26 protein-coding genes and 1 pseudogene are annotated in these 26526 nt (G+C 65.4%); 5 read left to right on the top strand and 22 right to left on the bottom strand.

Annotation, left to right across the window (positions count from 1 at the left end):
• Window positions 1–158: 158 nt before the first annotated feature.
• The 3 genes from AC3WRN_RS14685 to AC3WRN_RS14675 all read left to right on the top strand — a co-directional run bounded on the left by AC3WRN_RS14685 (window position 159) and on the right by AC3WRN_RS14675 (window position 4063).
• Window positions 159–2315, top strand: coding sequence for an AsmA family protein (locus AC3WRN_RS14685; protein ID WP_492623524.1), 2157 nt, complete (start codon window positions 159–161; stop codon window positions 2313–2315).
• 141 nt (window positions 2316–2456) lie between these two features.
• Window positions 2457–3386, top strand: a complete 930-nt coding sequence (locus AC3WRN_RS14680) for a DMT family transporter (RefSeq protein WP_492623523.1) — start codon at window positions 2457–2459, stop codon at window positions 3384–3386.
• A 32-nt stretch (window positions 3387–3418) separates the two neighbouring features.
• Window positions 3419–4063, top strand: coding sequence for a class I SAM-dependent methyltransferase (locus tag AC3WRN_RS14675; RefSeq protein WP_492623522.1), 645 nt, complete (start codon window positions 3419–3421; stop codon window positions 4061–4063).
• A 62-nt stretch (window positions 4064–4125) separates the two neighbouring features.
• Here AC3WRN_RS14675 and chrA read toward each other — a convergent pair whose 3' ends face one another.
• The 3 genes from chrA to AC3WRN_RS14660 are packed head-to-tail and all read right to left on the bottom strand — an operon-like array spanning window position 4126 to window position 7542.
• Complete coding sequence (gene chrA / locus AC3WRN_RS14670; RefSeq protein WP_492623521.1) at window positions 4126–5538, bottom strand: chromate efflux transporter; 1413 nt, start codon at window positions 5536–5538, stop codon at window positions 4126–4128.
• Window positions 5539–5582: 44 nt separating this feature from the next.
• Window positions 5583–6536: an LppY/LpqO family protein gene (locus AC3WRN_RS14665; RefSeq protein WP_492623520.1), complete on the bottom strand. Its 954-nt coding sequence runs from the start codon at window positions 6534–6536 to the stop codon at window positions 5583–5585.
• Between the two features lie 25 nt (window positions 6537–6561).
• Complete coding sequence (locus AC3WRN_RS14660; RefSeq protein WP_492623519.1) at window positions 6562–7542, bottom strand: chromate resistance protein ChrB domain-containing protein; 981 nt, start codon at window positions 7540–7542, stop codon at window positions 6562–6564.
• A gap of 82 nt (window positions 7543–7624) precedes the next feature.
• Here AC3WRN_RS14660 and AC3WRN_RS14655 point away from each other — a divergent pair, with 82 nt between their 5' ends.
• Both AC3WRN_RS14655 and AC3WRN_RS14650 read left to right on the top strand, forming a co-directional pair.
• On the top strand, window positions 7625–8077 hold the full coding sequence (locus AC3WRN_RS14655; protein WP_492623518.1) for a chromate resistance protein ChrB domain-containing protein: 453 nt from the start codon (window positions 7625–7627) through the stop codon (window positions 8075–8077).
• A gap of 25 nt (window positions 8078–8102) precedes the next feature.
• Complete coding sequence (locus tag AC3WRN_RS14650) at window positions 8103–9113, top strand: YncE family protein (RefSeq protein ID WP_492623517.1); 1011 nt, start codon at window positions 8103–8105, stop codon at window positions 9111–9113.
• 29 nt (window positions 9114–9142) lie between these two features.
• On the opposite strand, the gene AC3WRN_RS14645 is transcribed toward AC3WRN_RS14650, so the two are convergent.
• From AC3WRN_RS14645 to AC3WRN_RS14555, 19 genes and pseudogenes are all read right to left on the bottom strand, one after another.
• Window positions 9143–10492 carry a hemolysin family protein gene (locus AC3WRN_RS14645; RefSeq protein WP_492623516.1) on the bottom strand — a complete coding sequence of 450 codons (1350 nt, stop codon included), beginning with the start codon at window positions 10490–10492 and terminating at the stop codon, window positions 9143–9145.
• A gap of 186 nt (window positions 10493–10678) precedes the next feature.
• The gene (locus AC3WRN_RS14640) at window positions 10679–10918 is read right to left on the bottom strand and encodes a GDCCVxC domain-containing (seleno)protein (protein WP_492623515.1); all 240 of its coding nucleotides are present in this window, start codon (window positions 10916–10918) and stop codon (window positions 10679–10681) included.
• Between the two features lie 39 nt (window positions 10919–10957).
• On the bottom strand, window positions 10958–12145 hold the full coding sequence (locus AC3WRN_RS14635; protein WP_492623514.1) for an MFS transporter: 1188 nt from the start codon (window positions 12143–12145) through the stop codon (window positions 10958–10960).
• An 86-nt stretch (window positions 12146–12231) separates the two neighbouring features.
• Window positions 12232–12927, bottom strand: a complete 696-nt coding sequence (locus tag AC3WRN_RS14630; protein ID WP_492623513.1) for a cytochrome c biogenesis CcdA family protein — start codon at window positions 12925–12927, stop codon at window positions 12232–12234.
• A 1-nt stretch (window position 12928) separates the two neighbouring features.
• A complete protein-coding gene (locus AC3WRN_RS14625) occupies window positions 12929–13189 on the bottom strand; it encodes a thioredoxin family protein (protein ID WP_492623512.1) in 261 nt (86 codons plus the stop codon).
• A 4-nt stretch (window positions 13190–13193) separates the two neighbouring features.
• Window positions 13194–13703 carry a heavy metal-responsive transcriptional regulator gene (locus tag AC3WRN_RS14620; RefSeq protein ID WP_492623511.1) on the bottom strand — a complete coding sequence of 170 codons (510 nt, stop codon included), beginning with the start codon at window positions 13701–13703 and terminating at the stop codon, window positions 13194–13196.
• A 3-nt stretch (window positions 13704–13706) separates the two neighbouring features.
• The gene (locus AC3WRN_RS14615) at window positions 13707–13973 is read right to left on the bottom strand and encodes a thioredoxin family protein (RefSeq protein WP_492623510.1); all 267 of its coding nucleotides are present in this window, start codon (window positions 13971–13973) and stop codon (window positions 13707–13709) included.
• 361 nt (window positions 13974–14334) lie between these two features.
• Window positions 14335–14676, bottom strand: a complete 342-nt coding sequence (locus AC3WRN_RS14610; RefSeq protein ID WP_492623509.1) for a hypothetical protein — start codon at window positions 14674–14676, stop codon at window positions 14335–14337.
• Window positions 14677–14802: 126 nt separating this feature from the next.
• A complete protein-coding gene (locus AC3WRN_RS14605) occupies window positions 14803–15153 on the bottom strand; it encodes a copper-binding protein (protein WP_492623508.1) in 351 nt (116 codons plus the stop codon).
• A gap of 3 nt (window positions 15154–15156) precedes the next feature.
• Window positions 15157–18333: an efflux RND transporter permease subunit gene (locus AC3WRN_RS14600; protein WP_492623507.1), complete on the bottom strand. Its 3177-nt coding sequence runs from the start codon at window positions 18331–18333 to the stop codon at window positions 15157–15159.
• Entirely contained in the window at window positions 18330–19652 is a 1323-nt protein-coding gene (locus tag AC3WRN_RS14595) for an efflux RND transporter periplasmic adaptor subunit (protein WP_492623506.1), read from the bottom strand. Before AC3WRN_RS14595 ends, AC3WRN_RS14600 begins: the two co-directional genes overlap by 4 nt.
• Window positions 19649–20932, bottom strand: a complete 1284-nt coding sequence (locus AC3WRN_RS14590; protein WP_492623505.1) for a TolC family protein — start codon at window positions 20930–20932, stop codon at window positions 19649–19651. Before AC3WRN_RS14590 ends, AC3WRN_RS14595 begins: the two co-directional genes overlap by 4 nt.
• An 83-nt stretch (window positions 20933–21015) precedes the next feature.
• Window positions 21016–21447: a hypothetical protein gene (locus AC3WRN_RS14585; protein WP_492623504.1), complete on the bottom strand. Its 432-nt coding sequence runs from the start codon at window positions 21445–21447 to the stop codon at window positions 21016–21018.
• 85 nt (window positions 21448–21532) lie between these two features.
• Complete coding sequence (locus AC3WRN_RS14580) at window positions 21533–21985, bottom strand: DUF411 domain-containing protein (protein ID WP_492623531.1); 453 nt, start codon at window positions 21983–21985, stop codon at window positions 21533–21535.
• Between the two features lie 85 nt (window positions 21986–22070).
• A pseudogene (locus AC3WRN_RS14575) lies at window positions 22071–22643 on the bottom strand (c-type cytochrome); the annotation flags it as partial.
• Window positions 22644–22653: 10 nt separating this feature from the next.
• Window positions 22654–23844, bottom strand: a complete 1191-nt coding sequence (locus AC3WRN_RS14570; RefSeq protein WP_492623503.1) for a copper resistance protein B — start codon at window positions 23842–23844, stop codon at window positions 22654–22656.
• Window positions 23841–25604, bottom strand: a complete 1764-nt coding sequence (locus AC3WRN_RS14565; RefSeq protein ID WP_492623502.1) for a copper resistance system multicopper oxidase — start codon at window positions 25602–25604, stop codon at window positions 23841–23843. The genes AC3WRN_RS14570 and AC3WRN_RS14565 overlap by 4 nt, the downstream gene beginning before the upstream one ends.
• Before the next feature lie 111 nt (window positions 25605–25715).
• Window positions 25716–26114: a hypothetical protein gene (locus AC3WRN_RS14560; RefSeq protein WP_492623501.1), complete on the bottom strand. Its 399-nt coding sequence runs from the start codon at window positions 26112–26114 to the stop codon at window positions 25716–25718.
• A gap of 58 nt (window positions 26115–26172) precedes the next feature.
• Window positions 26173–26499: a hypothetical protein gene (locus AC3WRN_RS14555; RefSeq protein WP_068095466.1), complete on the bottom strand. Its 327-nt coding sequence runs from the start codon at window positions 26497–26499 to the stop codon at window positions 26173–26175.
• Window positions 26500–26526 lie beyond the last annotated feature (27 nt).

Below are 26526 nucleotides of genomic sequence, written 5' to 3'. Positions count from 1 at the left end.
CAGGACTCCGAACGAGGTTCGCCGGTCGACCGCGCGTGAACGGGGTCTGAAAGCCGCCGGCCATCACGACATAACCTTTGCATCCCTGCGGCTATCACTGGGCGCAACGCCTCGACGCGTCCGGATGACGCGCGGGCCAACCGCCGCAGGAGTGACGGATGCAACGCAGCCGGAACGTACTCAGCTGGAAGGTACTCCGTTGGATCGCGGGCACGCTGCTGGCGCTGTTCGCGGTGCTGCTGATCGCGGTCGCCACGTTCGACTGGAACCGCATGAAGCCGTTCATCGGCGACAAGGTCAGCCAGGCGATCGGGCGGCCGTTCGCGATCAACGGCGCGCTGACCGTGGATTGGCAACGCGACCGCAACGGCAGCTGGCCCGGCTCGTGGCTGCCGTGGCCCGAATTTACCGCGCGCGACATCAGCATCGCCAACCCGGGCTGGGCCGCGCAGCCGCAGTTCGCCCACCTCGACGCGCTGCGCTTCCGGCTGTCGCTGCCGGCGCTGCTGGCGCACCGCATCGACGTGCCCACGCTGCAGCTGGTGCGCCCCACGGCCGACCTGGAGCGCGACAAGTCGGGGCACGCCAGCTGGGATTTCGCGCTGCCGGAAAACACCACGCCCTCCGCCTGGAAGCTGCAGCTGGGCACGATCGGCTTCGACCAGGGCTTGATCACGCTCGACGACGCCACCAACCGGGTGAAGCTGAAGCTGGTGGTGGAGCCGCTGCAGGAGGCCATCCCTTACGAGCAGATCGTGGTGCAGCAATCCAGCGAGGCGCGCGAGCAGGCCGGCAAGACGGTCGGTGCCGCGGCGAAGAAGGCCTTGGCCGGAAACAATGCCACGCCGGAACGGGTCGGCCAGGCGACGGCATCGACGGCCTACCAGTTCGGCTGGACCGCCGAGGGCAGCTACCAGGGTAGCCCGCTCACCGGCAAGGGCCGAACCGGCGCCGTGCTGGCGCTGCAGGACACCACCCTGCCGTTTCCGCTGCAGGCCGACCTGCGCATCGGCGACAGCCGCATCGCGCTGGTCGGCACGCTGACCGATCCGCTGCACCTGGGCGCACTCGACGTGCGCCTGTGGTTCTCCGGCTCCAGCATGGCCAGGCTCTACCCGATCACCGGCCTCACCCTGCCCGACACGCCGCCCTACGCCACCGAGGGTCACCTGAAGGCCGAACTGCACCGCCACGGCAGCCGCTACAGCTACCAGGGCTTCCGCGGCCGTGTCGGCGGCAGCGACCTGGCCGGCAACCTGCTGTTCGTCACCGGCGGTGCGCGACCGAAGCTGAGCGGCGACCTGCACTCGAAGCTGCTGCAGTTCGCCGACCTGGCCCCGCTGATCGGCGCCGACTCCCGCGCCGGCAAGGAACAACGCGGCGACGCCACGCCGCAGCCGGCCGACAAGCTGCTGCCGGTGGAACCGTTCCGCACCGACCGCTGGCGGGCGATGGACGCGGACGTGACTTTCACCGGCGCACGCATCGTGCGCGGCGAGGCGCTGCCGATCGATTCGCTCAGCACCCATCTGGTCATGAACAACGGCGCCCTGTACCTCGACCCGCTGAGCTTCGGCCTTGCCGGCGGCACCGTGCGCAGCAACATCACCCTCGACGGCAGCCGCACGCCGATGCGCGGCCTGCTGAAACTCGATGCGCGCCATCTCAAGCTCAAGCAGCTGTTCCCGACCTTCGAACCGATGCGCACCAGTTTCGGCGAGATCAACGGCGACGCCGCGCTCGATGCGCAGGGCAACTCGGTCGCCGCCCTGCTCGGCAGCGCGAACGGCGAGCTGAAGCTGCTGATGAACGACGGCGCGATCAGCAAGACCCTCCTGGAAACCGCCGGCCTCAACGTGGCCAACATCGTCATCGGCAAGCTGTTCGGCGACAAGACGGTGAAGATCAACTGCGCCGCCGCCGACCTGACCGCCGGCAACGGCCTGTTCGACACTCGCCTGTTCGTGTTCGACACCGACGACGCGGTGGTCAACGTCACCGGCACGGTGAACTTCGCCAGCGAGAAACTCGACCTGGACGTGAAGCCGCACACCAAGGGCTTCCGCGTGTTCTCGCTGCGCTCGCCGCTGTACGTCCGCGGCACGCTGAAGAACCCGAACGTCGGCGTGCAGGCCGGCCCGCTGCTGGCGCGCGGTGCCGGCGCCATCGCACTGGGCGCAATCGCCGCCCCGGCCGCCCTGCTCGCCCTGGTCGCGCCCAGCCATGGCGACAACGGCGACAACACCTGCCGCACCGTGCTGCAGCAGCTGCGCAGCTCCGGCACCATGATGCGGGCCGGCAAAGGAAAGCCATGACGACGCCGTAGGAGCGCACCCTGTGCGCGATGGCTCTTCGTCACGTGACGGAAAGCATCGCGCACAGGGTGCGCTCCTACATGCAAAGTGCTGGCGCCGGGGGCGCTAGAATGTTGCGTCACCGTTCCCTGCGAATTCCCCATGCAACCCGTCAACCAGGCCCGCCTGCAGATCCACTTCTGCGTCTTGCTGTGGGGCTTCACCGCGATTCTCGGCAAGCTGATCACGCTGCCGGCGTTGCCGCTGGTGTGGTGGCGCATGCTGCTGGTGGTGGCGGCGCTGCTGCTGATGCCGCGGGTCTGGCGCGGCTTGCGCGCGATGCCGGCGCGGCTGATCTGGGCGTATGCCGGCATCGGCGTGCTGGTATCGCTGCACTGGCTGAGCTTCTATGCGGCGATCAAGCTGTCGAACGCGTCGGTCGGCGCCACCTGCATCGCGCTAGGGCCGGTGTTCCTGGCCTTCATCGAACCGTGGATCGCCAAGCGCAGGTTCGACCTGCGCGAGCTGCTGATCGGCGTGGCGGTGGTGCCGGGCGTGGTGATGGTGGTGGGCGGCGTGCCGCACGACATGCGCCTGGGCATCGCGGTGGGCGTGCTGTCGGCGCTGTTCGTGGCGTTCTTCGGCTCGCTCAACAAGCGTCTGGTCGAGCACGGCGACCCGCTCACGGTCACCTTCATCGAGCTGGGTACCGGCACCGTCTTCCTCACCCTGCTCGCGCCGTTCATTCCGCATGCCGGCCCGGCGTTCACGCTGCCCGGTATGCACGATGCGCTGTTGCTGCTGGCGCTGTCGTTCGGCTGCACCCTGCTGCCGTTCACGCTGGCGCTGGTGGCGCTGCGCCACATGAGCGCGTTCGGCACGCAGATGGTCACCAACCTGGAGCCGGTCTACGCGATCGTGCTGGCGATCGTGCTGCTGGGCGAGCAGCATGAGCTGGACGACTGGTTCTACGCCGGCGTGGCGGTGATCCTCGCCGCGGTGTTCATGCACCCGCTGCTGAACCGGCGGGCGCGCGGCACCACGCAACCCGAGCTGCTCGGCACCGCCGAAAGCCACGGCATGGTCGACTGACCCATCGTCACCAACATTCCGGAGGGCACGCCATGACCGAGCGGCAACAGCACTGGGAAACGGTCTACCGGACCAAGGCGCCGGATGCAGTCAGCTGGTACCGCCCACATCTGGATACCTCGCTGGCGCTGATCGAGCGCGCCGCACCCGACCGCGGCGCCGCCGTGCTCGACGTGGGCGGCGGCGCGTCGACCCTGGTCGACGACCTGCTCGCGCGCGGCTACCGCGACCTCAGCGTGCTCGACATTTCCGCGGAGGCCCTGAATGTCGCCCGCGAACGTCTTGGCAAGGCGGCGGACGCGGTGACCTGGCTGGCGGCCGACCTGCTCGACGCACCACTGCCGCAGGCCCGCTACGACCTGTGGCACGACCGCGCTGTGTTCCATTTTCTGACCCAAGCGGAACAACGCGCGCACTACCTGCAGCAGCTGACGCGTGCCCTGAAGCCGGGCGGCCACGCGGTACTGGCCACGTTCGGTCCGCAAGGTCCGCTGAAGTGCAGCGGGCTGGATACGGTTCGCTACGACGCCGAGGGACTCACCCGTGCACTCGGCGACGACTTCACGCTGCTCGACAGCACGCTGGAATGCCACGCCACCCCGTTCGGCACCACCCAGCCATTTCTCTATGCCCTGTTCCGGAGGGCGCCTTCCGGCACCGTGGGAGAAATGCGCTGACGGCAAATTGCGAGGGATGCAGCGGAGGCTGCGGATCGCGCACCCGCCCCCGCAACTGCCCATCAACCTTGAATCAATCGGAGTGCCGCACCAAGGCAGCCGCAGACACCGAGCGTCCATGCCATGCCGACGCGGTAGCGAAGCATGGCAACCATGGCTCCGGCGGCAAGCACCAAGGCCGCAGGGTTGAGTGTGGACAACTGAGGTAAATCGAGGTGGATAGGCCCGGCATTCAGCGTTTGCACGACGCCGAAGATGGTGTGCTCCGCAAACCACACCGACAGGTTCAGCACCACACCCACCACGGCGGCCGTCACGGCACTCAGCGCAGAATTCAGTACCCGGTTCCCGCGCAGCGTCTCGATGTAGGGGCCCCCGAGGAAGATAAACAGAAAGCACGGCACGAAGATCACCCAGACGGTCAGTAGCGAGCCGAGCACGCCGGCAATCCAGGGCGACATGCCGGGCTGGTGCTGGAACGCCGCCATGAAGGCCACGAATTGCACCACCATGATCAGTGGCCCCGGTGTGGTTTCCGCCAGCGCCAGCCCGTCGAGCATTTGCGCCGGCGACAGCCAACCGTAGTCGGTCACCACACGCTGGGCGACGTAGGCCAGCACCGCGTAGGCTCCGCCGAAAGTCACCACGGCGGTTTCGCTGAAGAGCAAGCCCTCGCGGGCGAGCACGCTGGCGTGCCCAAACAGGATCACGACTGCCAGCACCGGCGTAGCCCACAATGCCAGGCCGATACCGGCAGTGCGCAACGCTCGTGTATGTGATGGCTTGGTGTGGGCCAATTCGCCGCGCAGCATCAGCTGGTCGATCAGGTAACCGTCACCGGCCAGTCCCGCGGCAGTGGCTTCGACCGGGAACCATCGCGGGCGCCACCGTCGCGCCACGACACCCAGCACGGCAGCCCCTGCGATAATCAACGGGAACGGCAGCCGGAGCACGTGAATGGCCAGGAAGGCCGCGAAGGCCACGCCGACGAAGAAGTGGCCTTTCAGGGCACGTCGCGCGATGCGGAGCACCGCTTCAACGACTACCGCCAACACCGCGGCCTTCAACCCGAAGAAGACAGCCACCACCATCGTCACCTGACCTACGAAGGCATACAGCAAACTCAGGCCGGACAGCACCAGTACGCCGGGCAGCACGAACAGACAACCGGCGACAAGGCCGCCAACCGTGCGATGCAATAGCCAACCAATGTAGATAGCCAGTTGGGCAGCCTCGGGACCCGGCAGCAACATGCAGTAGTTGAGGGCATGCAGGAACCGCGGTTCGCTGATCCAGCGTCGTTGTTCGACCAGTTCGCGATGCATCACCGCGATCTGACCGGCCGGCCCACCGAAGCTCAGCCAGCCGATTTTCGCCCATACCCGAGTTGCCTGCGCGAGGCTCACCCGGTGCATGGATCCGGCATCCTCCGCTTCCGGCATTCCCGTGATCGTGTTGTTCGGCAGGACCGTCATGGCAGATGCCTGGCTCGCAGAGTTGGGGGTAGCAGTGCGAAGGCTCAGTGCGTATGGGGTCGAGCCGATGAGGACGGCGCATCGAGTACCGCGCGGAATCCATGGGCGAGCTTCTCTGCCGGCCCCTTGGCCCAGAAGTGGGTGAAGAAGTAACCCGGCATCTCGCCCATCATGTGGTTGTGCAGGGCCACGACGTGGAAGCCGGCTGCTCGCAGCGCTTTCAACGTCGGTTGGACTTCTTCTGCCGTCATGATCACGTCGCCGTCGGCCGCCGCCGCCTTGTCGCTGCCACTGAACGCGATCCAGGTGGTCAAGCCCATCGAGGCACCGATCGCCGCATCGTGCATGTGGCCATCACGGCCGATGGTGATCTTGGCAACACCGCCGCTGTCGGTCGCCGGATGCCCGACGATCTGCGACAGCGTCGGCATCGACAATGTGCCGGGTGTGACGGTCGCTCCACCGAATCCGCTGGATGGCTGCGCACGCGTGCGACGAACCGCGCGAATCGCATCCCATACCGCTTTGACGCCACCTGCCAGCGCATCCGGTGTGCCATTACCACCGATGTGCATGAAGTAGACCTTGGGGGTGTCGTAGAAGAAGTGGTTATGCAGGGCCGTGACAGTGAGGCCGTGTGCAAAGGCCGCGTCCATCGCCGCGTCCACTTCGTCCTCGAAGACCACGGTATCGCCCATCACCATGGCGTGGCCCTCCGGCATGGGCATGAACGCGGCCCAGGAGCCCAGCCCTGCCGCGGGCGGCAACACGACGCCATCGACGGTCACCTTGACGTCCGAGCGGCTCCAGCCGATGCGCACCACACCTTCCGGGGTGGCGGTCGCATTCGTTCCGCTGATGGCACCGATGTGCTTTGCATCGAGATCGGTGGCATAAGCCGCTTGCACGGTAACGGCCATCAACAATGCCATGCCAAGTGAGGAGACCACGCGGCGCATGCCGTGTGGCCGGGCTATGTGAAGGCAACGAGCGTTCATGGCGATACTCCAGTGCGGGGATGGACTATTTCCGCACGCGCTTCGGCTTCACGTGGGAGTCTTGGGCGTAGGCGGCGTAGAGGCTGTCGAGTACCGGCGCGATGGCTTTCAGGAGCGCATCGTCGTCGGGCTGGGTGGCGCGGGCACCGGCCATGATCGCGGCGAAGCCCGCCGCCTCCGGTACCGGCACGCCACCAATGTCGAGGTAATGCACGAGCGCACCAAGGCGGGCGAGACCACGGTCATCGCCCAGGCCGAAACTGGCCAGCAGCACCTCGAAGGTCACACGCGCACCAAGGTGCGTGAACGTGGCGCCATCGAAGTCAAAACCAAGCGCGTCCTTCGGGCAGCTCGTGGTGGTCTTGAGCCAAGCGAACTTCGCCTTGCGGTCGATGAACCGCCGGATGAGCCACGCGGAGGCAACACGGTCGATCCACAGGTGTTCGCGGGTTGCCCACAGGCGTCCGCGGTACTGCGCCGGGTCGCAACGCGGCACCTTGCCATGCAAGGCATGGGGCTCATCCGGCGAGAAGCGCGCATTCAAGGCAGCTTCGGCGTCAATCAAGGTGCCTTCTACCTGATGGCGTGGTGGCCCAGGGAAGAAGTCGATCTCTACCAGGGCGACGACGTCGCGGCGCAATATGGCCAGTTCTCGGCGCGCTTCGGCCTCTTTCAGAGTCGCCAGCCTGGCCTGCAGCGCACCGAGCTGACCGAACAACTCGCGATAGTCATTGCTGCGATCGAACAGTGCCATGAGTGCGTCCTGCTGCGCCTCGTCCCGGCTATCGAAAGCGATGACTTGCGCGGTGCCGTCGGCTGCGATGACCTCGGCGGCCTGCTCATCGAACACGACACGTGCGTTGTCGGCCTGCGGCAGAACATATACGCCATCGCGCATGGCGCCGGCACCTGCCGCCTTCAGTGCCCGCCACACCCGCATGCGGGTTGTCTGCGTCTGCCCGGGCAAGCTGCTGATGAGCATCAGCCATGTCGTGGAATAAGTCATGTAGCGTACATTACGCTAATGTTATACTCTCTACAAGAATCTACGCGCCTAACAGGCATCCCGTCCTGCGGAGGATGCGGCCATGCAATGGGTGACACGAGAACGTCCCAAGATCGACCGGATCGCCTGTCCCTGGCTGATCGCCCGGTTCATCGATGCGACGCCGGAATTCCTGTACGTACCGACGGCTCAGGTATTCGCTGTCGCAGAGGCGACGGGTGCCGTTCCGTATGACATTCCAGGCGCGGAGCTGTCCCACGAGGGCGAGTTCTGCAGTTTCGATGCGTTCCTCAAGCGCTACGCACTCGACGACCCCGCCCTGTCGCAACTCGCCGCGATCGTGCGTGGCGCGGACACCCCCCGCCTCGATCTGACGCCGCAATCCGCCGGGCTGTATGCCATCTCGTTGGGGTTATCGCGGGTGTTCGAGAACGACCACGACATGCTTCAACATGGACTGGTGATCTACGACGCGTTGTATGCCTGGTGCAAGCACGGCCAGGGCGAAGCGCATCGCTGGCCACCGGGTTCCTGATCTTGCCGATATGGACGGAGTACCCATGAATGCGTTGAGCGTGTTTCGCCATCTCGGGTCGTTGGTGGCCCTTTTGTGTGCAGCCACCGCCTGCGCCAGTGCGGCCGGTCCCGGCAACTTGCCGCTCACCAAAGTGACGGACGTGCCCCTCGGCGGTGCAACCACGCGCCTGGACTATGAGAGCTACGATCCAGGCCGGCGCTTGCTGTTTATTGCGCACCTGGGCGATAGCGCGGTGATCGTGTTCGACACACAAACGCAGCGGGTAGTGGCACGAATCCCTGACATCAGCAAGGTCCACGGCGTGTTGGCGATCCCTGAACTGGGGCGGGTCTACGCCTCAGCCACCGGGACCAACGAAGTCGTCGCCATCGACGAGGACAGTCTGAAGGTCGTGGCACGTGCACCGGCCGGTGTCTACCCGGACGGCATGGCCTATGTTCCGGACCTGCACAAGATCTATGTCTCCGATGAGCACGGTGCAACCGATACGGCGATCGACGTGCGCACGAACCAGCGCGTCGCGACGATTCCGCTCGGCGGCGAGGTGGGCAACACCCAATACGATCCCGTCTCCAAACACATCTTCGCGAACGTGCAGACGCGGCAGCAGCTCGTCGAGATCGACCCGGCAACCGACAAGGTGGTCGCCCGCATCGATCTGCCGGGTGCGGAAGGGAATCACGGCCTGCAGATCGTGCCGCAGCAACGGCTCGCGTTCATCGCCTGCGAGGACAACCACAAACTGCTGGTGCTCGACCTGACGAGCCGCCGCGTCACGGCCTCCTTCGAGGTCGGCGACGATCCGGACGTGCTTGCCTACGATGCCGGCAAGGGCTGGCTGTATGTCGCCAGCGAATCGGGCGTGGTCTCGCTGCTCTCCGTGACGAGGACGGCCGTGACAAAGCTCGGCGAGGGCATGCTTGGGCCGGATGCGCATGTGGTCGCCGTCGACCCGGCCACTCATCGAGCCTACTTTCCGCTCAAGGACCTGCAGGGGCACACGGCGTTGCGCATCATGCAGCCGCGCCCCTGAGGACTGTCGGCCCGGGGTGGCCGGGATCGTCAGTCGGCGTCATCCATGGAAACCTCGTCCGCCGAATCCGATAGCTGCGATGCCATGACCTTGTCGATCCGGCGTCCATCCGTATCGACGATCTCAAAACGCCAGCCCTCATAGTCGAAGTGCTCCCCCACCTTCGGCAGGTGCTGAAACTGGAACAGCGCAAAGCCGGCGACTGTGTGATAGCTGTCTTCCGGAGCCTGCCTGCGCAAGCCGAGGCGTTCGAAGACCTCCAGCACCGACGTCATGCCATCGATAAGATAACTTCCGTCCTCGCGCCGGAAAATCTCGGGAGGCTCGCCTTCGACATCGGGCAGGTGGCCGGCAATGGCCGCCAGCAGATCGGTCTGGGTGACGATGCCTTCCAGGCCGCCGTACTCGTTCAGCACCATCGCCATGCGCACCGGGCTGGTCCTGAAGCGCTCCAGTACCTTGAAGATCGAGATGCCCTCCTGAATCACCAGCGGTTCGCGGATGACCGCCAACGGGTCGAGCGGCTGGCCATCGAGCACCTGGTGAAGCAAGTCGTGCTTCACAAGCATGCCCAAGGGCTCGTCGATGCCGTTTCGACCGATCAGGATCTGGTCATGCCGGCACGCGCGGATGGTGGCGAGGATCTCCTCGCGGCTGTCGTCCGCATCGACCCAGTCGATCGCCGTCCTCGGCGTCATGATGTCGCCGACGGGACGGTCGCCCATGTTGAATACGCGCTCGACCACTTCCTGTTGCGCCCGTTGCAGCAGCCCCGCCTCCTGGCTGGCGGATACCAGCAGCTTCAACTCCTCGGCGGAATGCAGCGATTCCTCGCCCGCACCGGGCTGCAGGCCGCACAGCCGCAGCACCAGGTTGCCCAGGCCGTTGAGCACCACGATCGCGGGCTTGAGCACGAACAGGAACAACGCCAGCGGTCGCACGATCCACAGGGCCGTGCTCTCGCTGCGCTGCAGCGCCAGGCTCTTGGGCGCCAATTCGCCAAGCACGATGTGCAAGGCGGTAATCAGGCTGAAGGCGATCGCCACGGCGATAGCATGCGAGCCGGCGGTGGCAAACGAGCCGGCCCATCCGGCCAGCAGCGGTTCGATCAGATGGGACAGGGCCGGTTCGCCGATCCAGCCCAGCGCCAGCGACGACAGCGTGATGCCGAGCTGGGTCGCGGCCAGGCTGCCGTCGAGATTGTCGACCGCGCGCTGCAGCGCCTTCGCATTCAGGCGCCCGCTGGCGACCAGCTCGGCCACCCGGCTGCGCCGCACGGCCACCAGCGAAAATTCCGAAGCCACGAAAAAACCGTTGGCCGCCACCAGCACCAACACCGACAACACACCAATCGCATCAGACAAAACCATGGACTCCATCAATCAGGTGGCTCCTGGGCGACGACGCTTGCGCAGGATGCGTCGGAACCGCGGTCTGCGGTTGACGCCGGCCGCCATTTCCGGATCCCGCCGGCACCATGAACAGCCAGTACCTTCGCCGGCAAAGCCAGCCGGACCGGTGACAGGATACCGTCAGTTGCCTTCGCGTCCGCCGTCTACCGACCACTAACCGCAGCAGGACTTCTGCTGCTGGACCGGCGGGCACGGCACGCTGCCCCAGGAACAGAACACGCAACAGTCGCCGGGCTTGGGCCGCAGCAGTTCGCCGCAGCCAGGACAGTCGTAGAAGAACTGGCAGGCGTCGGTCGGCATGGTCTCGGTGTCACTACTCCCCCACTGGAGCCAGCCGCTTAAGCAATGCGGCACCGTCAACAGATCAGTGATCAAGGATTGTATTCGGCGCATATCCGTGCGTTTCGCGCTGACGGGCTAGGCGTTGACGGGCTAGGCGCTGACCGGAACCTCCGCGCTGAACCATCGGAGGGACAGCGCGGTCGCCAGCGTTTGAACCATGACGAAGATACCCAGCGCTATCCCGAACCCAAGCCGAAGTGCCTCGCCAAACAGGAGGCTACCCAGGCCGAATCCAGTGAACAGTGCGAAGACGTTCAAGCCCATCGCCTGTCCAGGGCGCTTTCCTCCAAGCACGGTGACGATGCCCCCGAAGAGGGGCTGCGTCATATCGTAGCCGAGAGAAAGGACGGTCACAGCCATAACCGCGAGTATCAGGGGACCGTTGGAAATCAGGGTAGCGGCACCCAGGGCACCCAGCCCGAGCCCGATGGGCAACAATCTGGCGCGCCCCCAGCGGTCGGCGGCCCGACCGATCAGCGGGCCAAACAAGAAACCAGGAATCCCGTAGCCGAGCAGGGCCACTCCAATCCCTACCGGACCAAGACCGTAACGCTGCTCGAAATAGACACCGAGCCACGTGAAGACGCCAGAGTGAAAAATCGAATTGACGAAAACATAGCCATAAGTGCGCTGTCCCCGCGGAGTGCCTATGAGATCGCGATATCCGAGGAATAGCTCTCCCATCGTCTCGGAAACAGCCTTCCTCGTCGATGAAATAAGTGAACGGTGGATCAGCAGCACCACGAACACCCCTACGGCGGCCAAGGCGACCAAAACAAAGAGGCCGCGCCAACCAAGCAGAGGCTCCAGCACGGCGCCGAAAGTCGAGCCGAAAGCCATGCCACCGGCCATCGCTCCGAACAGCCAACCGAGGGGCCGTCCACGTTGTTCGTACGGATACAGGCCACCGATGAGCACCAAGGCGAGCGGCACGACGCCACTGGCACCCAGACCGGTCAGGGCACGCCACAGAGTCAGCTGCCCGATCGATTGCGCACTTGCGGTGAGTGCCGTAAGCACCGTGAACATAACCAACGACGCAAAGAGGAGACACTGAATGCCGATTTGATCCGCAAGGAGACCAAAGACCAGTGTCGTCACGCCGTAAGGAATGAGGTAGGCGGGAACAATCACGCCAATCGCTTGGACGGACGTTCCAAAGCTCGTCGACAGCACTGGAATGATCGGTGCCACCATGTAAGCCTGAAAAAAGATGATGAAGGTTGCCAGCGCGAGCACCCTGAGTAGGCGTTCGCTTTCGTCGGTTGTGGTCAACATCAGGTTTCGCCTATGGGCGCAATCAAATTCATTCGAGGTGTGCTGTCTGGTCTGCTCTACGGGAAGCTCGTGTCCTTGACGTCGATTCAGCTCGCCAAAGCCGGTAACCAGAAAAAGTACGCATTGAGCATGTACAGCCCTGTAGCGATGAGGGTCGCCGCACCGGCAATTTCGAAGACACGACGGTAGGCCGAGACGAACCGGAGGTTCTCCAGCCAGCCCAGCGACCACGCACCCACGGCCAGCGGTACGGCACGCCCCAATGCAAAGGCCAGCAACAGCAGTGCGCCAAACCAGGGCGATCCGAGACTTGCTACCACCCCCAACAGCACGGCCAGCGCCGGCGTGCATATCGGGCAGATCGCGATTGAAAAAGGGATGCCCAGAAGGAACGCGCCGAAGGAACTGTCCGGACGCTTCACTTTGAAGGCGAATGCTGGCAGCGGAATGCGTAGCCATCCCGGCCACATCAGTCCGAGTACGATCAGCACCGGACCGATCAGCACGCCCCACTTGCGATCCAGTAGCTTCTGCACGCCCAAGCCGCCGAATCCGGCAACGAGGCCGAGCACGACATGGATCACGATCATCCCGAGAATGAACATGACGGCGAAGACAAACGCCTGCCGGCTTGTGCGGGCTTTGGTCACATAAGCCAGCGAGACTGGGATGGCAGCCATCGCTACCGGATTGAAGCTGAAAACCAAGCCCGCAAGAAAACTGGTCACGATGGCCGCGGGACCGGCGTGTTCAAAGGCGAAGCGAAGCGAGTCGACGTCCACGTTAATTCACTTCCTTGTAGCGCTCTGAAAGCGCTGCAAGGAGCTGCCGTCGGGTGGGCAACGAGGTGAAAACCAGCTCGCCGTCGATCGCGACCGCCGGTAACGTCAGAACGCCCAATTGTACGGCGTAGTCCAGCTCATCGAGCACATTGAGTTCCCGCCAATCCAAGTCCGCGACGATCTCAAACGCAGCGGTCTTGAGGCCATCGCGTGCCTCTGCACAGCGCGCGCAACCAGGCGAGTAGAAAAGTTCGAGCTTCATGCAGTCATCGGCCAGTCGTCGTTGCAGCGTTGGCTTTTTCCAGCCCAGCGAGGATCGGGCACTCGATGACGGGATGACTTTCCTCGCTGCAATCGTTGATCAGTTTGTCGAGTGCTTTCGACATCGATTTCATGAGCCGTATCTTGCCTTCGATCTGCAACTTTTTTTCGACGGCAAGTCGGCGCACGTCCCCACAGCATGCTGCCTGCTCAGATCGCAATGTCAGCAGCTCGCGAATTTCGGCCAGTGTGAAACCACATTGCTGCGCCTGACGAATGAAGCCGACGCGTTGCAAGGACTCCGGTCGGTAGAGCCGGTAGCCGGCGTCGCTCTTCGCATCCGGCATGATCAACCCTTCCTGCTCGTAATAGCGCAAGGCCTCGGTGCTGATGGTGGCGAGGCTGGCCAGTTTGCCGATCGTGAACATGATGATCTCGGTGGCGATGGACAATTCAAAGAAATAAGCGGTGACCGGCCGCGGAGCCCTTCGGCGACTCCCCGGCTGGTCACCCATCGGTTACGAGGATCGACCCAGACCCGCAACGCGCAGGATTGCTTCGTCGATCCCGCGTCCTTCACAACAAGCCGCGAGCTTGCCATCGATGACCACGGCCGGCACCGATCGAATGCCAAGGGTCTTTGCCCGTTTGGCGGCGTTGATGTCCTTCATGTCGTGCACGGTGACCTCGCAGGACGAACAGGCCACACGCTCGACCAACGCAACTGCCTCATCGCAGACTGCGCAGCCGGCACCGAATACTTCCACTTTGCGTTTTGTGTTCATGGTTTGCTCCTTGAATGGCTATCGCCCTCGGCTCTCTCGGCGCGGCAGCGAGGCGAACCGCTGTCGGGCCATATCGCGATGGTCACAGGCTAAACCTTCAAGGTAACCCCAGAGTCAAGAGGTTCTATTCGATGCTCCTGCCAAAGGTGTCATCACTTCTCTGGGTCTACGGCAACGCGCTCGCGGACACACCAAAGCGCCCTTCTGAGTGATAACCGGGCTTTACGCACCGATGGCGGAAGGCAGGATGCGACAGGCATGACGCCGGTGAAGCGCATCGGCTGGATGTTGTAGCCACGCCCTGATCGCTCCGCCATGGCCGTCGCTGAGCATGCGTTGGCGGCCTTGTCATCGCGTCCGTTCAGTCCGCGCGCCGCGCGTGATCGGTCCGCTGTGCCGTGCCCTGGGTCAGCTCGGCACGCACGCAGTGTACGTCGATGATCGACGTTGCCGTGGCATACCCCGCCGCCGCGAACTGTCGGCGGGGCTGCCCTTTGTTGGGAATCACGAAGGATGTCCGCAGGACCTCCAGTCGCGCACCAACCGCGGGCAGCGGCGTGACTCGATAACAGACGTCCCAACGCTGGCCATCCACATGGCCAACCCAACCATCAGTGTAAGAATCGACCGCGTACGCGACGCTGCCAATGGTGAGGCCCGCGAGCAGCAGCGAGAGGCTGAGACATGCAGCAAACGATTTCATCGTCGTTCTCCAAAATGACAACCGCAACAAACACCGCCGCGCGCACGCATAACGTGCGTGGCGGCACTGCCTTCACGACCGCCGGCTGGCCCTCGACAGTTGGAGGCCAGCCGGCGACGTGGTCTGTCAACGCGCCGGGCGGATCGCCGTCACCGTGCTGCCTGTGCTGGCCCGACGGAAGGTGAACTGCACCTTGTCGCCCACTTTCACGTGCTTCAGTAGCTCCGGCGAAGCCACCTTGAACGGCATCGTCATCGCCGGCCAGCCGATCGCGGCAATCGCCTCATGCTGCAGCGTAAGGGTGCCCTTGACGGCATCGATCGCCTTGACCACGCCCACGCCCTGCACATCGGCGGGCGTGGCTTCGTGCATCCCAGCCATGCCCGGCATGTTGGGATCCATCTGCTGAGGGTTGGCAAATACCGGGGCAGCGATCAGCGCAGCGGCGATCGCGAGGGCGATGGATTGCTTTTTCATGGGTCAGTTTCCTTGCGGGTTGGGCTGAAGTGTGGGGCTCGTCTTGCTGACTTTACGCAGCCGATAACGAACCAGCAGGCGATACGCCGCAGGTATAACGAGCATGGACAGCAAGGGTGCAGTGACCATGCCGCCGATCATCGGGGCGGTTATGCGTTGCATCACTTCCGAACCGGCGCCGTGGCCGAGCAGGATCGGAAACAGACCGGCGAGAATGACCGCGACGGTCATCGCCTTCGGGCGCACGCGCTGTACGGCACCTTCGCGGATCGCTTCGTCCAGCGCTTCTGGGCCAGCGTGGGGATCGAGCGCAAGTTGGTGCTCCCAGGCATGGTGCAGGTAAAGCAGCATCACCACGCCGAATTCGGCAGCGACACCCGCCAACGCAATGAAGCCGATGATCGTGGCCACCGATACCGCATGACCAAGCCACCAGATCAACCACAGGCCGCCGACCAGTGCCAGCGGCACGCTGGCCATGATCAGCGCCGCTTCGCTCACACGTCGGAAAACGGCATAGATCAACAGAAAAATGATCACCAGCGCAATCGGCACCACCACCTTGAGCCTTTCCATGGCACTGGCCAGGTATTCGAACTGACCGGACCACGCCACGGTGGTGCCCGGTGGCAATTTGACTTGCTGCGCCACCGCGCGTTGCAGGCTGGCCACCACCGTGCCCAAATCGCTGCCGGCCGTATCGACGTAGACATAAGTGGCCAACTGGCCGTCCTCGCTTTTCAGCATGGACGGTCCTGCCTCAACGGCAATGTCGGCGACCTGGCCAAGCGTGATCTGCGCACCGCTGGCGGCGACGATCGGCAACTGCCGCAGCGCTCCGATGGAATCGCGCTCGGCGCGCGGGTAGCGCACCACGATGGGATAACGTTCGCGCCCTTCGACGGTCTGGCCGATCGGATCGCCGCCGACCACGGTCGCGATCAGTTGCTGCACGCGCTCCTGGGTCAAGCCGTAGCGCGCGGCGGCGTCGCGGCGGATGGCCACATCGGCGTAGCGGCCACTGGCCGGGCGCTCGGCGATCGCCGAACTGACACCGGGTACGGTCTTCGCCACCGTTTCGATCCGATCGGCCACGGTCTGCAGCGTGGCCAGGTCGGTACCCAGCACCTTGATGCCGATCGGGCTCTTGATGCCGGTGGAAAGCATGTCGATGCGATTGCGGATCGGCGGCACGAACAAGTTCGTCAGCCCCGGCACGTGTACCGCCTTGTCCAGTTCCGCCTTGATCTTGTCCATCGTCATGCCGGGCCGCCACTGGTCCTTCGGCTTGAAGGTGATCGCGGTTTCGAACATTTCCAGCGGCGCCGGATCGGTGGCCGTTTCGGCGCGCCCCGCCTTGCCAAACACATGATCGACCTCGGGCACGGTCTTGATCATGCGATCGGTCAACTGCAGCAACTGCGAGGCCTTGCCGGCGGACAGCCCCGGCAAGGCGGTGGGCATGTACAGCAACGTGCCTTCGTTCATCGCGGGCATGAACTCGCTGCCGAGCTGGGTCACCGGAATGACCGCGGTGAGCAGCAGCACACCAGCCAGCACCAGGGTCGCTTTCGGGTAACGCAGCACCGCTTCCAGGATCGGCCGGTACCCTGCGATCAGGCCGCGGTTGAGCGGGTTGGCATGTTCCGGCCGAATACGCCCGCGAATCAGATAACCCATCAGCACCGGCACCAGCGTCACCGCCAGCCCGGCCGCGGCAGCCATCGCGTAGGTCTTGGTGAAGGCCAGCGGCTTGAACAACTTGCCTTCCTGGCCCTGCAGCGCAAACACCGGCACGAACGACAGCGCGATGATCAACAGGCTCACGAACAGCGCGGGCCCCACCTCGGCGGCGGCATCGGCGACCAGGGGCCACCGTTCTGTACCTTGCGGTTCACGTCCGTCGTTCGCGTTACGCCAATGTTCCAGATGCTTGTGTGCGTTCTCGATCATCACGATCGCCGCATCCACCATCGCGCCGATCGCGATCGCGATACCGCTGAGCGACATCAGGTTCGCCGTGACGCCTTGCAGATGCAGTGCAATGAAGGCGACCAACACGCCCAGCGGCAGCGTGATCACGGCCACCAGCGCCGAGCGCAGGTGCCCCAGAAACAACACGCAGACCAGCGTCACCACCAGGAATTCTTCGAACAACTTGCTCCACAGATTGCTCACGGCGGCGTCGATCAGCCGCGAGCGATCGTAGGTGGGCACGATCTCGACGCCGGCCGGCAGGCTGCGCTGCAGTTCGGCCAGCCGTGCTTTCACGGCGGCGATGGTGGCCTTCGCGTTCTTGCCCGTGCGCATCACGATGATGCCGCCGACCACTTCACCTTGCCCGTCCAGTTCGGCGAGGCCACGGCGAAACGTCGGGCCACGCCGCACCGTCGCCACATCGCGCAGCAGCACCGGCACGCCGCCGGCGTTGGCGGTGATCGGCACGTTTTCGAAGTCCGTGCGGCTCTTCAGGTAGCCTTCGCTGCGCACCATCAGCTCCGCTTCACCCTGTTCGATCACCGAACCGCCGTTGGCGCCATTGGCGCTGCGCACTGCATCGACCAGTTGCGCCACGGTGATTCCGCGCGCCGCCAGCGCCTGCGGATCGGGCACGATCTGCCACGCCCGCTCCATGCCGCCCAGGGTGGCGACTTCGGCGACATTCGGCACGGTCTTGAGCTGATAGCGCAGGAACCAGTCCTGCAGCGCGCGCAACTGGCCGAGGTCGTGCTGGCCGGTGCGATCGATCAGGGCGTATTCGTAGATCCAGCCGAGTCCCGTCGCATCGGGACCGAGGGCGGGCGTGACACCGGCCGGCAGGCGATCGCGCGCCTGGCTCAGATACTCCAGTACCCGCGAGCGGGCCCAATACAAGTCGGTGCTGTCATCGAACAGCACGTCGACGTAGGAGTCGCCGAAGAACGAAAAGGCGCGCACCGTCGTCGCGCCGGGCACCGAGAGCATGGTGGTGGCGAGCGGATAGGTGACCTGATCCTCGACCACCTGCGGCGATTGGCCCGGGTAGCTGGTGCGGATGATCACCTGGGTGTCGGACAGGTCGGGCAGCGCATCAACCGGCGTATGTAGCGCGAAGAACACCCCGGTCGCCGCCAGTGCCAGCGCGGCCAGCAGCACGAACACGCGATGCGCGATCGCCGCGCGGATCAGGGCGGCGATCATCGTCCGTCTCCCATCGGCATGCCCGGCATTGACACACTCGTGGCCGAAGCCGGTTTGGCAGAGGTGCTATTCAGGCGCTCCAGCGCACCCGACAGGCTCGCCTCCGAATCGATCAGGAACTGGCCGGAGACCACGACCTTTTCGCCACCCGTGAGGCCGTCGAGAATTTCCGTATAGCCGCCGGCTGCACGCCCGATGCGCACCGATACAGCACGGAAATGGCCATCTCCCTCGGCAAGGATGACTCGCGTGTGGATGCCCGTCGCGATCAGCGCGTCGTCCGGTACCACCGGCACGGCCGCGTCCGGAGTCGGATTGAGTTGCACGGTGGCGAACGTGCCCGGACTCAAGGCACCGTCGGGATTGTCGAGCACGATGCGGGCGCGCTGGGTGCGCGTCATCGCATCCACATCCGGCAGCAGGGTTTCCACGTTGCCGGGAAACGATCGACCCGGCAGGGCATCGACCGTGACCACCACCGGCGTGCCACGGCGCACCGTGCCGGCTGCCGCCTGCGGCAGGGCGGCCTCGATCCACACGGTGGACAGGCCATTCACGGTCATCAAGGTTTGACCGGCAGTGACGCGCTGGCCTTCACGCACGTCCAGTGTCGTGACGACGCCCGCCTGCGGGGCGTGCAGCGTGATCGCCGCACCCGCGCCATGACGCGACGACCGAATATCGGCAGGCGTCAGGCCCAGCACCTGCAGGCGTTCCCGCGAAGCCGCGCGAAGGCCTTTCGCGTCGGCCGACTGCACATGCTGAAGCGCATCGTATTCGGCCAGTGCACTGCTCCATTGCGGCGCCAGCAGTTCGGCCAGCGGCTCACCTGCTTTGACCACGGCATACGGTGCGCGTACGTCCAGCTGGCTCACTACCGCATCGGTGCGGGCGCTGATGGTGATGGCTTGCCGCAGATCCCACGTGACCGTACCCGGTACCCGGATCGCCGACGCCAGCACGCGGCGCTCCACCGGAGCGGTGCGCACACCCAGGTTCTGCACCGTCGCCGGATCGATCCGGACGACATCCTTGGCCACCCCTTCATCGGTCGGCTTCTCATCAGCCGGCTTCTCATCGGCATATTTGGGCACCATCTGCATGCCCATCGGCGACAGGCCCGGCTTGTCGAAATGCTGCTGCGGCACCATCGTGTCGTACCAATACAGGATTTTTTTACCGCCGCCTTCCGGCGAGGATGCGGTGGTATTGGCCTGCGATGGTGTCGATGACGAATGATCGCGGCCACCGAAGTAGCCGATCAGGAGCAGAGCGGCCGCCAGTAAAACTGCGACGGGCATCATCAGTACGCGCTTCATGGCGTCGTCTCCGAATTAGGCAATAGATAGGCCAGCGCCGCCCAGGCACGGCCGTACTCGGCCTGCATGCGGGCGTAATCGGTGTGGTGGGCGATCTCATCGCGACGGGCATCCAGCAAGGGCTGGATCTCACCGCCGCCACGGTACGCGGCGAGCGCCAGGGCCGCGCGGTCGTTGGCCAGCGGGAGCAAGGCATAGCGATGCCGACGCACTTGCTGGCCGAGCGATTCCCATTGCGCCCAGGCCGACTGGATCGCCTCGGCCTGCTGGCGGCGTGCGTCATCGTGTTCGGCGTGAACCGCATCGAGGTCAGCCGCGCGGGCGGAAATGCCCCGATCCTGTCGGTTGCGTGTGAACAGCGGCAGGCTTACCCCGACCTGCAGCGACACCATGTCGGACAAGCCCCGCACACGGGAGCCGTAGCTCAGGCCGACGTTCCATGCGGGATGCTTGTCGGCACGGGCGACGGCAAGAGCCGCTTCGGCAGCCTGTTCGCGGGCCGGCCACCCCAGCAGGTTGCCCTGACGATCGAGGCTGGCCAGCAAGGACGCTTCGTCGTGCGGCAGCACGGCGAAGTCCGGTGCATCGGCCAACGGCTGTGCGGTCGGTGAACCCAGCCAGCGCGCCAGGCTCGCGCGGGCCTGAGCCTCCCGTGCGCTCGCCTCATCGATGCGGTTTTCCAGGTCGAGGGCGGCCATGCGAACGGCCAATACTTCCGCCGCGCTGCCGGTGCCACCACGTAGTCGCGCTTTTGCCACGGCCACGTCTTGCACCCACGCCTGCCGCATGGACTGCAGCATCATGGTTTCGTGGTGCGCGCCCCACGCGGTGATCCAGGCATCGGCCACCTGCTGCTGGATCGACAAGGTGGTCGCCACTTCCGACGATGCAGCCAAAGTCGCATTGGCGCTGCCCATCGCCCGTTCGGCCTGGCGCTTGCTGCGCGATGGCAGGGCCTGACTGATCCCAACGGTGCGCATGGTCATGCTGTCACCGCCGGCCGTAAACGCCCCCGGCCCCTGCACGGCCAGATTGTCGACCCCGACGGTGAGTTGGGGATCGGGCAACGCACCCGCACGGGCCGCTTCCTGCCGGGCTGATTCCGACTGGGCACGGCGCGCCTCCAGCATGGGTGCGCGCTCGATCGCCTGATGGATGGCGGCGTCAAGCGTAAGTGTCAGCGGCGGTTCGGCGGCATGCGCCGTCGCGGCCACGGCGCTCCACAGGAGCGCGGCCAGACCCGCCACCATCAGGCGCCGGGCGAAATGAATGGACAACATGGGTGAACACTCCGTCGATCTGAAATTTGCGTCTTGCCACAGCGGGCACGACGCCACGTCGGTGGATGCCGCGACGTGTCAGATCAAATCAGGAGTGCGCAGTACAACAACATGGGTGCGGGTGGTGGCGCGCGCAAACGATCGAGACGCGCCAGGGTTCGATGCGACGGCAAGGCCGCGGCCGCCACGGACAACAACATCGGCGGCAGTGCGGTCAGCGCATTGAATGGCACCGAGGCCGTGCGGACGTCGACCTGGGTGGCGTGGCCGGGCTGGCAGTGCTGCTGGCAGATCGGACCTACAGGAGCCGTCGGAGCCGCCGGCATTTCCGCGCAACCGTTGCCCATCGCTGCCATCGAAGGCGCATCAGCCTGCGTCGCCGCGGCGGCCAGCGATGCCGGCACGGTGGTACAGGCATACGCAGCCACCGCCACCTGCTGCCACAACAGCATCAAGGCCACCAGCCACGCAAGGCGGCGACGGGTACGCGGACGGAGGTGGAATGCGCTTTTCATGCCATGGCCACCGTAATGCAGACGATCGCGTGCGTCATTGACAAAGGTCAAATGAGCGGCGACGCGAATGGCAAGGCGGCATTGCTCACACTCCCGGGCCGTGGCTCGCATAGACCCGGGTCGAGCCGTCGCGGCCGATCAGCACCACGTCATAGCGCTCGGGCTCGCCCATCTCCATGCCGGGCGAGCCCATCGGCATGCCCGGTGCGGCGAGGCCGCGCGCGTCCGGCCGTTCGGCGAGCAGGCGGCGGATGTCCTCCACCGGCACGTGCCCTTCGATCACGTAGCCGTCGATCAGTGCGGTGTGGCAGGACATGGCGCCGGCCGGTACGCCGAGCCGCGTCTTCACCGCCGCCATCGGCTGATCCTGATGCACGGTGACGGTGTAGCCCTGCGCGCGCATGTAACCGACCCACGCGCCGCAGCAGCCGCAGGACGGATCGCTGTACACGTCGAACGCGTTCGCCCCCATTGCCACCGGCGTGAACAGTGCGGCAAACAACAGGCTGATGCCCATGCGGGAAAACCATCGTTTCATTGTCATGCTCCTGGCATGGGTGCGGGTTGTTGCCGGATCGACGCCATCACGCCGTTCGGTGTGGCTGTTGATGTAGTCATTGCTCATGCTCGTGCTCCGCCGCACCGTGGCTGTGGCCGGCCTCGCCGGGCATATCCATGTCCATGTCTTCATCCGGCGGCGCCTTCGCCACGATGTCCTGGTACTGCGCCGGCGTCATGCCGGGCAGTTTCTGCAGGAACGCGACCATGCTCCAGATCGTGGCGTCGTCGTGGCTGGCGCCCCACGCCGGCATCGCGCTCATCTTGACGCCGTGCTTGATCACCCAGAACGCCTCGCGCGGGTCGGGCCGGAATTTCGACAATTGCGGCGGCTTCGGGTACAGGCCCGAGCGCATTTCGTTCTCGGCCATGCCCGGCGCCAGATGGCAACCGGTGCACATCGCCGCGTACTGACCGGCGCCCTTGAGGATCAGCTGCGGGTCGTCGAGGTTCGGTACCACGATGTCCTTCGCGTGATGCTCGATCGAGCGCTCGCGCAGCGCCTGCATCAGCGCGTAGACGGGTCTCGTGTGGTGGTCGTCGGCGCCGATGTTGTAGACGCCGGACCAGACGAAGGCACCGACGCCGGCGATGGCGACGACGCAGAGAATCGCGAGGGTGACGATGAGTCGTTTCATGGGCTTTCCTTCAGAACCAGATGCGGACGCCGGCAACCCACTGCCGGTCGGAAACAGCCTGATGCTCGTCGCGGGCGAAGTCGGCGGTGGCTCCGTGGCGGCGTGACCAGACTACGCCGATGTACGGCGCGAATTCACGCCGGATCTCGTAGCGCAGGCGCAACCCAAGCTTCGTATCCGTGAGACCGCTACCGATGCCACGTGCCGGGTCGGACCTGCCATGGAAGTTCACCTCCAGCTCCGGCTGCAGGATCAGCCGCTGGGTGAACAGCAGTTCATAGTGGGCCCGCAGGCGCGCCGCGGTGCGCCCCGAAGGCCCGACGTAGGCGGTTGCCTCGACCTCGAACCAGTACGGCGCCAGACCCTGCACGCCGAACGCGGCCCACTCCCGCTGCGGGCCGGCTCCGAAGTCATGGCGCGCACCCAGTTGCGTGCTCCAGAACGCGGCGACGGCGTGGTTCCACAACGCCTCGACCTCGCCATCTTCGAGCCTGCCGCGGCTACGCTCGCCCTCGCTGCGCAGCCACAGCTTGTCCGTGTCGCTGCCGTACCAGCCTTCGGCTTCCCACGACTGGCCGTTGCCGTTGTGGCCGTGGAACGCTTCCAGTTGATCGACCAGCAGCATGCCGGCCGGCGCGCTGCCGTGCATGTGCAATCGGTGCGCGGGGCTGGCGGCGATGCCGTCAGAATAATCGCCGCTGCGTGCGTCCGCCGGTGCGCGACCGCCCTGCATCGGCACCATGGTCATGCCGGGCGCCGAATCCACATCATGCATCGCGCCGTGGTGCATGCCCGACATGTCGTGGCCGGATGTCATGGGCGTGGCAGGCGTCGAGCCGTGATCCATCCCGGTCATGGCGCCATGATCCATCTCCGCCATCGGGCCGTGATCCATCCCGCTCATGTCATGCATGCCTGCGGGTGAAGGTGCCGGCGTGTCCGGAGCATGCGGCTTCCTCGCCTTCTTGGCCGGCGCTTTCATCGTCGGCTTCGTGGCGCTGCCTGCGGTGGCCGGCATCGCCATGTCGTGCATGCCGGCGTGATCCATGCCCGGCATGGCACCCATCGCCATCGGCGCCGTACTGCTCGACGAGGCGGGAGCGCTCTGCGCCATTGCCGTCAGCGGCAACGCCAGCAGCAGAGCGGCCAGCAACGCCGAACGAAGCGAAACGATCGAAGTGTCGCGACGATGCCTCTTCATGACACCACCACCTCGCGGAACATGCCCGCCTCCATGTGGTACAGCAGGTGGCAGTGGTAGGCCCAGCGGCCCGGCGCATCGGCCGTTACCGCATAGGTGATGCGCTGGGCCGGCTGCACGTTGATGGTGTGCTTGCGCACCTGGAACTGGCCGTCGGGATTCTCCAGCTCGCTCCACATGCCGTGCAGGTGGATCGGGTGGTTCATCATGGTGTCGTTGACCAGCACGATGCGCAGGCGCTCGCCGGTGTTGAAATGCACCGGCTTGGCGTCGGAGAACTTGATGCCGTCGAACGACCACATGAAGTGCTCCATGTTGCCGGTCAGGTGCAGCTCGATCTCGCGGCCGGGCTCGCGCGCATCGATCGGGCCGCCGATGGTGTGCAGGTCGGCATAGGTGAGCACGCGGCGGCCGTTATCGCGCAGGCCGATGCCTGGATCGTCGAGGTTGGTGCGCGGCATGTCGACATGCATGTCCACGCCGGGGCCGTATTCGGTACGGGCGTGGCGCACGACGGGTGCGGGTGCGGCCGCCATGCCGGCCATGTTGCCGTGATCCATGCCGGCATGATCCATACCGGGCATCGCGGCATGGCCGCCGCCGTGGTCCGCGTGCGGCATCGCGCCCATCATGTCCCGCATGCCAAGCCACACGCGCTTGTCCAGCGCCGGCACCTCGGCGGACATGCCCTGCCGCGGCGCCAGCGTGCCGCGCGCGTAGCCGCTGCGGTCGATCGACTGGGCGAACAGCGTGTACGCGCGCTCGTCCTGCGGCTCGACGACGACGTCGTAGGTTTCGGCCGCCGAGATGCGGAACTCGTCGACCGGCACCGGCTGCACGTCCTGGCCGTCGGCGGCGATCACCGTCATCTTCAGGCCGGGGATGCGCACGTCGAAGATGGTGGACGACGAACCGTTGATGAAGCGCAGCCGGATCTTCTCGCCGGGCTTGAAGATGCCGGTCCAGTTGCCGGCCGGCGCAGCGCCGTTCATCAGGTAGGTGTAGGTATAGCCGGAAACGTCGCCCAGGTCGGTCGGGTTCATGCGCATCTCGTTCCACATCCTGCGCATCGCCAGCGCCTGGCCCAATCCCTTCTCGCGCACGTCGCGGAAGAAATCCGGCACGGTCGGCTGGGCGAAGTTGTAGTAGTCGCTCTGCTTCTTGAGCTTGGCGTAGATGCGCTCCGGGTCCTCGTCGGTCCAGTCGTTGAGCATCACCACGTAGTCGCGATCGATCGGGTAGCGCTCGGGGCCGGCCGGTTCGATCACCAGCGGGCCGTACAACGCGTTCTGCTCCTGGAAAGCCGAGTGCGAGTGATACCAGTAGGTGCCGCTCTGGCGCACCTGGAACCGGTAGAGAAAGCTTTCGCCCGGCGCGATGCCGTCGAAGCTGAGACCGGGCACGCCGTCCATCCGGAACGGCAGGATGATGCCGTGCCAGTGGATCGAGGTGGGCACGCGCAAGCGGTTGGTCACGCGCAGGTTCACCGTGGTGCCCTGCTTCCAGCGCAGCAGCGGGCCGGGCACGCTGCCGTTGACGGTGGTTGCCGGTCGCGCCACCCCGGTGAAATTGACGGCGGTCTCTATGATGTCCAGCGCAAAATCGGTGCCGCTCAGCACGGTGGGCTGGCCCGGGCTGGTCAGCGCCCAGGCATTCGACGGGCGCAGCAGGCCGAGGCCGGCCGCAACGCCGCCGATGGCGACGCCTTGCACGAAACGGCGTCGCGACAGATCGGTCGGCGACGGGGGCAACAGGTTCATGGAATCTCTCCAATGCGACGGCATCGAGCGCACCGATACCGATCGCAAGCATGGGGCACACCGACCGGCACGCGATCGGCATGAGCAAAGCTCGGCAACAACGAGGGAGAGTCAGGCCAACGGCGGTCGCAGCGGCGGTGCGGCAACCCGCGAGGGCAGGCTGAGCCGCCGCGGCATCGCGTAAGCCGCGGTCAACGCCACCGGGGTGAGTGCCACCGCGGCCGCCGGCGCCAGCGCGGTGACGCAGATCGCCGCGCAAGCGCCATGATGGGCGACCAGCTGGCCGCAACAATCCACCGGGTCGGCCCCCGTGGACGCGATGCCTGTCACCGGCCCGGCTGGATCGGCATGCGCACCGGCCGCCGCCATCGGCACGGCATGGCCCCGAGGCATTCCGGCCATCTGCGGCGACGCGGCCGCCAGCGAGTTGAGGACCAGCATCAGCCACGCCAACACGCCCATCGCGCGGAAGCGACGTGAGCGGACCAGCTGGCGCAGCGAGAAAGTCATGCGGCGAGCTTACCTGTGCGGCCCGACGCCCTCAACTCTGGAGGCGGGTTCCAGCGACTTACGGCTTGCTGAACCCCATGTGCAGCGTGATCTTGTCACCGGCTTTCAGGTCGGCCACGGCGACTGGGGGGAAATGCAGCTTGAGCGCCATGCCTTCGGATTCCGCCTCGACCAGGCCGGTCTTCGTATCCACCGTGGTCACCGTGGCCGGCATCATGTGCATGCTCTTCATGTTGCCATGCATGCCTTTCATCATGCCGGCGTGCTGCGCGCGCATGGAGCTGTTCGCGGGCATGCTGTCCTGCGCGGCGACCACGCCGCTGGCAGCCAGCGCCAGGGCCAGTGAACCGGCTATCGACACCAGCGATTTGCGTGACATGTTCATCTGGTCAGTCCTCATGGATGAGTTGCA

This window comes from Rhodanobacter sp. FW101-FHT13A11, from assembly GCF_058790335.1.
This window is presented reverse-complemented; position numbering and strand designations above follow the sequence as displayed.

Bases quoted from the DNA above. Each gene is read 5' to 3' on its own strand.
- AC3WRN_RS14635 (WP_492623514.1), bottom strand. From the start codon at position 12,145: ATGTTGACCACAACCGACGAAAGCGAACGCCTACTCAGGGTGCTCGCG.
- AC3WRN_RS14615 (WP_492623510.1), bottom strand. From the start codon at position 13,973: ATGAACACAAAACGCAAAGTGGAAGTATTCGGTGCCGGCTGCGCAGTC.
- AC3WRN_RS14580 (WP_492623531.1), bottom strand. From the start codon at position 21,985: ATGAAACGATGGTTTTCCCGCATGGGCATCAGCCTGTTGTTTGCCGCA.
- AC3WRN_RS14680 (WP_492623523.1), top strand. From the start codon at position 2,457: ATGCAACCCGTCAACCAGGCCCGCCTGCAGATCCACTTCTGCGTCTTG.
- AC3WRN_RS14565 (WP_492623502.1), bottom strand. From the start codon at position 25,604: ATGAACCTGTTGCCCCCGTCGCCGACCGATCTGTCGCGACGCCGTTTC.
- AC3WRN_RS14625 (WP_492623512.1), bottom strand. From the start codon at position 13,189: ATGAAGCTCGAACTTTTCTACTCGCCTGGTTGCGCGCGCTGTGCAGAG.
- AC3WRN_RS14620 (WP_492623511.1), bottom strand. From the start codon at position 13,703: ATGGGTGACCAGCCGGGGAGTCGCCGAAGGGCTCCGCGGCCGGTCACC.
- AC3WRN_RS14560 (WP_492623501.1), bottom strand. From the start codon at position 26,114: ATGACTTTCTCGCTGCGCCAGCTGGTCCGCTCACGTCGCTTCCGCGCG.
- chrA (WP_492623521.1), bottom strand. From the start codon at position 5,538: ATGACGGTCCTGCCGAACAACACGATCACGGGAATGCCGGAAGCGGAG.
- AC3WRN_RS14650 (WP_492623517.1), top strand. From the start codon at position 8,103: ATGAATGCGTTGAGCGTGTTTCGCCATCTCGGGTCGTTGGTGGCCCTT.
- AC3WRN_RS14645 (WP_492623516.1), bottom strand. From the start codon at position 10,492: ATGGAGTCCATGGTTTTGTCTGATGCGATTGGTGTGTTGTCGGTGTTG.
- AC3WRN_RS14660 (WP_492623519.1), bottom strand. From the start codon at position 7,542: ATGACTTATTCCACGACATGGCTGATGCTCATCAGCAGCTTGCCCGGG.
- AC3WRN_RS14610 (WP_492623509.1), bottom strand. From the start codon at position 14,676: ATGAAATCGTTTGCTGCATGTCTCAGCCTCTCGCTGCTGCTCGCGGGC.
- AC3WRN_RS14685 (WP_492623524.1), top strand. From the start codon at position 159: ATGCAACGCAGCCGGAACGTACTCAGCTGGAAGGTACTCCGTTGGATC.
- AC3WRN_RS14655 (WP_492623518.1), top strand. From the start codon at position 7,625: ATGCAATGGGTGACACGAGAACGTCCCAAGATCGACCGGATCGCCTGT.
- AC3WRN_RS14605 (WP_492623508.1), bottom strand. From the start codon at position 15,153: ATGAAAAAGCAATCCATCGCCCTCGCGATCGCCGCTGCGCTGATCGCT.
- AC3WRN_RS14600 (WP_492623507.1), bottom strand. From the start codon at position 18,333: ATGATCGCCGCCCTGATCCGCGCGGCGATCGCGCATCGCGTGTTCGTG.
- AC3WRN_RS14665 (WP_492623520.1), bottom strand. From the start codon at position 6,536: ATGAACGCTCGTTGCCTTCACATAGCCCGGCCACACGGCATGCGCCGC.
- AC3WRN_RS14595 (WP_492623506.1), bottom strand. From the start codon at position 19,652: ATGAAGCGCGTACTGATGATGCCCGTCGCAGTTTTACTGGCGGCCGCT.
- AC3WRN_RS14570 (WP_492623503.1), bottom strand. From the start codon at position 23,844: ATGAAGAGGCATCGTCGCGACACTTCGATCGTTTCGCTTCGTTCGGCG.
- AC3WRN_RS14675 (WP_492623522.1), top strand. From the start codon at position 3,419: ATGACCGAGCGGCAACAGCACTGGGAAACGGTCTACCGGACCAAGGCG.
- AC3WRN_RS14640 (WP_492623515.1), bottom strand. From the start codon at position 10,918: ATGCGCCGAATACAATCCTTGATCACTGATCTGTTGACGGTGCCGCAT.
- AC3WRN_RS14555 (WP_068095466.1), bottom strand. From the start codon at position 26,499: ATGAACATGTCACGCAAATCGCTGGTGTCGATAGCCGGTTCACTGGCC.
- AC3WRN_RS14590 (WP_492623505.1), bottom strand. From the start codon at position 20,932: ATGTTGTCCATTCATTTCGCCCGGCGCCTGATGGTGGCGGGTCTGGCC.
- AC3WRN_RS14585 (WP_492623504.1), bottom strand. From the start codon at position 21,447: ATGAAAAGCGCATTCCACCTCCGTCCGCGTACCCGTCGCCGCCTTGCG.